The following is a 3,584-nucleotide window of genomic DNA, read 5'->3' as shown; positions in this document are numbered from 1 at the left end:
GGTCGGGATCTTGTCCAGGTAACCGCGGGTGCCGGCATAGATCACGCAGACCTGCTCTTCGACGGCCTGCGGCGCATACTGGGGCTGCTTCAGCAGCTCGGTCAGGCGTTCGCCGCGGGCCAGCATCTTTTGCGTCGAGGCGTCGAGGTCCGAGCCGAACTTCGCGAAGGCGGCCATTTCGCGATACTGGGCGAGCTCGCCCTTGATCGCACCGGCAACCTGCTTCATCGCCTTGATCTGGGCCGACGAACCGACGCGCGACACCGAGATACCGACGTTCACGGCGGGGCGGATGCCCTGGTAGAACAGGTCGGTTTCCAGGAAGATCTGGCCGTCGGTGATCGAGATCACGTTGGTCGGGATGTAGGCCGACACGTCGTTGGCCTGGGTTTCGATGATCGGCAGAGCGGTCAGCGAGCCCGAACCGTTGTCTTCGTTCAGCTTCGCCGCGCGCTCGAGCAGGCGGGAGTGCAGGTAGAAGACGTCGCCCGGATAGGCTTCGCGGCCCGGCGGGCGGCGCAGCAGCAGGGACATCTGGCGATAGGCGACGGCTTGCTTGCTGAGGTCATCATAGATGATCAGGCCGTGCAGGCCGTTGTCGCGGAACCACTCGCCCATGGCGCAGCCCGAGAACGGGGCCAGGTACTGCAGCGGGGCCGGCTCCGACGCCGAGGCGACGACAACGATCGTGTATTCCAGGGCGCCGTGCTCTTCGAGCGTCTTGACGATCTGGGCGACGGTCGAACGCTTCTGGCCGATGGCGACATAGACGCAGTAGAGCTTGGCGCTCTCGTCCTTGCCGGCGTTGGCGGCCTTCTGGTTCAGGATGGTGTCGATGGCGACGGCGGTCTTGCCGGTCTGACGGTCACCGATGATCAGTTCGCGCTGGCCGCGGCCGACGGGGATCAGGGTGTCGATCGACTTCAGGCCGGTCTGCACGGGCTCGTGCACCGACTTGCGCGGAATGATGCCCGGGGCCTTGACGTCGACGCGGCGACGCTCGGTCGAAACGATCGGGCCCTTGCCGTCGATCGGCTCGCCCAGCGGGTTGACGACGCGGCCCAGCAGGCCACGGCCGACCGGAACGTCGACGATCTCGCCGAGACGACGGACTTCGTCGCCTTCCTTGATGGCCTGGTCCTGGCCGAAGATCACGCAACCGACGTTGTCGCGCTCGAGGTTCAGGGCCATGCCCTTCACGCCGGCCTTCGGGAACTCGACCATTTCACCGGCCTGAACGTTGTCCAGACCGTAGATACGGGCAATGCCGTCACCGACGGACAGAACCTGGCCGACGTCCGAGACGGCGGCATCTTCGCCGAAATTGGCGATCTGCGACTTGAGGATGGCCGAAATTTCGGCGGCGCGGATGTCCATGGGTCTTCAGGGCTCTCTGCGTTTTATCTTTGTGCGCGCTTATACGCTCAGGCGCGCTTCAGGGCGAATTTCAGGGAATCGAGCTTGCTGCGAAGCGAAGCATCGAACAGGCGGGAGCCGACACGCACCTTGACGCCGCCCAGGATGGACGGATCGACGCGGGTCGAAAGTTCGGGAGTCTTGCCGAGCGCTTGCGCCAGGGCGACCTGGACACCCTTCAGCTGCGCGGCCGTCAGATCGGTGGCCGAGGTGACCTCGGCCGTAACGACACCGCGATGCTTGGCCGACATTTCGGCAAAGGCGGTGATGGCCCCCATCAGGTCGCCGGCCCGGCCGTTCGTGGCCACGAGGCCGAGGAACTTGCAGGTCAGCGGCTGGAAGCCGGCCTTGGCGGCGATCGCGGCAAGGCCCTTGGCCTTGTCCTGCGCGCTGAAAGCGGGGCTGGCGATCAGGCGGCGCAGATCGGTGCTGTCGGCATACATCGCCTTCAGCGCCTTGAGGTCGCTCTCGACCTTGGTGAGTTGACCGCCTTCGATCGTCAGTTCGAACAGGGACTGCGCATAACGCTGACCCGCATCCGTCGCCTTGGTTTCGTCCGCCACTTGGTATCCGCCCGGTGCGTTGCAATGGCCGCGAACGAGAAGCTTACCCCTCATCCCGGCTTAAAGGCTTGAGCGCGCTTGAAAAAAGCACATGAACGACCGGCGTTTGCACGCCGCCCGGTTCGAAGCCGCGCGCCTGATAACACGGGCTTTTCGCACTCGCAACCAAAGGGGCGCGATCAGACCTCGAGACGACGAAACACCGCAGAAGCGGCAGCGGCGAGAGTTCCGTTACGGCGCCGGGCCTCCAGTTGGGTAAAGACAAGGCTGCGCGTGGTCCGCTCGACCCAGGCCCGAACCTCGAGATCCGTGACCTCGCCCTCGGCACCATAGTCGATGGTGAGGGAGGAAGGCTGGGTGTCGGCACCGGCAGCGACACGCAGCGCGGCTTCAATCTGGGCGGCGAGGGGCAAGGTCATGGCACTCCACTAATCCTGCTGGCGAAAAAGAAAAAGGGCGGCGGGACCAGCCCGCCGCCCCATCAGGCGAATGCTCGAGGAAACAGCCAGACGGGATGACGGGCATCCCAACGCGTCTGGGTACTGAAAGAGAACGAGTCTCAGGCGCCCTTGGCCGAGGCGTTGCAGCGGGCCAGGTCGTCGGCGTCGAGCGTCTTGGTCTCGCCACCGAAGGCCGAAACCCGGCCGACTTCCTTGGCCAGCGCCTTGCAGGACGCGGCCGTGATGGCGCGCGAAGGCGCAGCCGTCGCGACGCATTCAGCGCCGTCGCAGACGAAGACAGCGCCGCCGGCGACGATCTTGGTCTTGGCCGCAACCGGCGCTTCAAGAGCGGCGGCAACGCGACCATCGGCCAGGGCGGCCCCGGCAAAGAGAGAAACGGACAAGGCGGCGACAGCCGCAATAGAGCGGAGCTTCATGTGAGCCCTCCAACGTTCAGGGGAGATGTGCAAAGATCGAAGATCGGTGAAACGCTTACTGGTGCAAGTTACTGGCGCTCGACCTCCGGTTCAGGCGCTGGTATCCCCACCAGCGCCAGGACATCGAACTAAGCACTGCTTAGATATCAGTGATAGGTAATAGCGCAAGCGAAATTTGCCGTGGCCCAGATTTTTCTGAAATCGGCCAGCGCCTGACGGATGTGGTGACCCGACCCGCGCCGGTCTAGAGGCCGAGGATTTCGTCGATCCGGCTCTCGGCCCGGGCATGAATGGCCCGCTCTTCGACCATGCCTTCAAGTCGCCTGTAGCGGCCGTCCTTGCCGACCTTGCGACGGACCCCGTCTGCCGTGAGCATCTGCCCTGGTCCGGGGCGTTCGGAAAACTGCCCCATGACCGCTGCAAGCCACGCGCTCACAAGGGCGGCGAGGACGGGCGTCGCGGCTCCGACCAGCCCGGCCCCGAAGAGGAACTGAAGCTGGGCGATCAGGTGTTCGCGGTTGGGCTGCAGCTCCAGCTGGCCGATCAGGACCAGCACCCCGGCCTCGATGAGGCCGACGGTTCCGACGGCGGCAACGACACCCAGCAGGCGGGGGCGAACCCACAGCCCGAGCATGGCTCCCAGCAGTGCGGCGGTGACCAGCGCGATCATGGCTCAAGGCCTAGCACAGCCGGGGTCAAGACCCCGTTAAGGCCGCTGTTCCGCAACG

Annotated in this window: 5 protein-coding genes; all 5 read right to left on the bottom strand. The window is 65.1% G+C overall.

Annotation, left to right across the window (positions count from 1 at the left end; all coding sequences use genetic code 11):
• Positions 1-1,377 (bottom strand): F0F1 ATP synthase subunit alpha (gene atpA, locus DBR10_RS07520; protein WP_233243315.1); only part of this gene is annotated, 1,377 nt, incomplete at its 3' end.
• A gap of 47 nt (positions 1,378-1,424) precedes the next feature.
• Positions 1,425-1,979, bottom strand: coding sequence for a F0F1 ATP synthase subunit delta (locus tag DBR10_RS07515; RefSeq protein ID WP_108505844.1), 555 nt, complete (start codon positions 1,977-1,979; stop codon positions 1,425-1,427).
• Between the two features lie 179 nt (positions 1,980-2,158).
• Positions 2,159-2,398, bottom strand: a complete 240-nt coding sequence (locus tag DBR10_RS07510) for an acyl-CoA thioesterase domain-containing protein (protein WP_108505843.1) — start codon at positions 2,396-2,398, stop codon at positions 2,159-2,161.
• Between the two features lie 140 nt (positions 2,399-2,538).
• Positions 2,539-2,856 (bottom strand): CC_3452 family protein, encoded by a 318-nt coding sequence (locus DBR10_RS07505; protein WP_108505842.1) that lies wholly within the window; start codon positions 2,854-2,856, stop codon positions 2,539-2,541.
• A gap of 244 nt (positions 2,857-3,100) precedes the next feature.
• Positions 3,101-3,526, bottom strand: a complete 426-nt coding sequence (locus tag DBR10_RS07500; protein ID WP_233243314.1) for a hypothetical protein — start codon at positions 3,524-3,526, stop codon at positions 3,101-3,103.
• Between the last annotated feature and the right edge of the window lie 58 nt (positions 3,527-3,584).

This window comes from Caulobacter sp. HMWF025 (assembly GCF_003060965.1).
Classification (GTDB): Bacteria; Pseudomonadota; Alphaproteobacteria; order Caulobacterales; family Caulobacteraceae; genus Caulobacter.
This window is presented reverse-complemented; position numbering and strand designations above follow the sequence as displayed.

Coding starts and splice junctions, on each gene's coding strand:
- DBR10_RS07505 (WP_108505842.1), bottom strand. CDS start 2,856: ATGAAGCTCCGCTCTATTGCGGCTGTCGCCGCCTTGTCCGTTTCTCTC.
- DBR10_RS07500 (WP_233243314.1), bottom strand. CDS start 3,526: ATGATCGCGCTGGTCACCGCCGCACTGCTGGGAGCCATGCTCGGGCTG.
- DBR10_RS07510 (WP_108505843.1), bottom strand. CDS start 2,398: ATGACCTTGCCCCTCGCCGCCCAGATTGAAGCCGCGCTGCGTGTCGCT.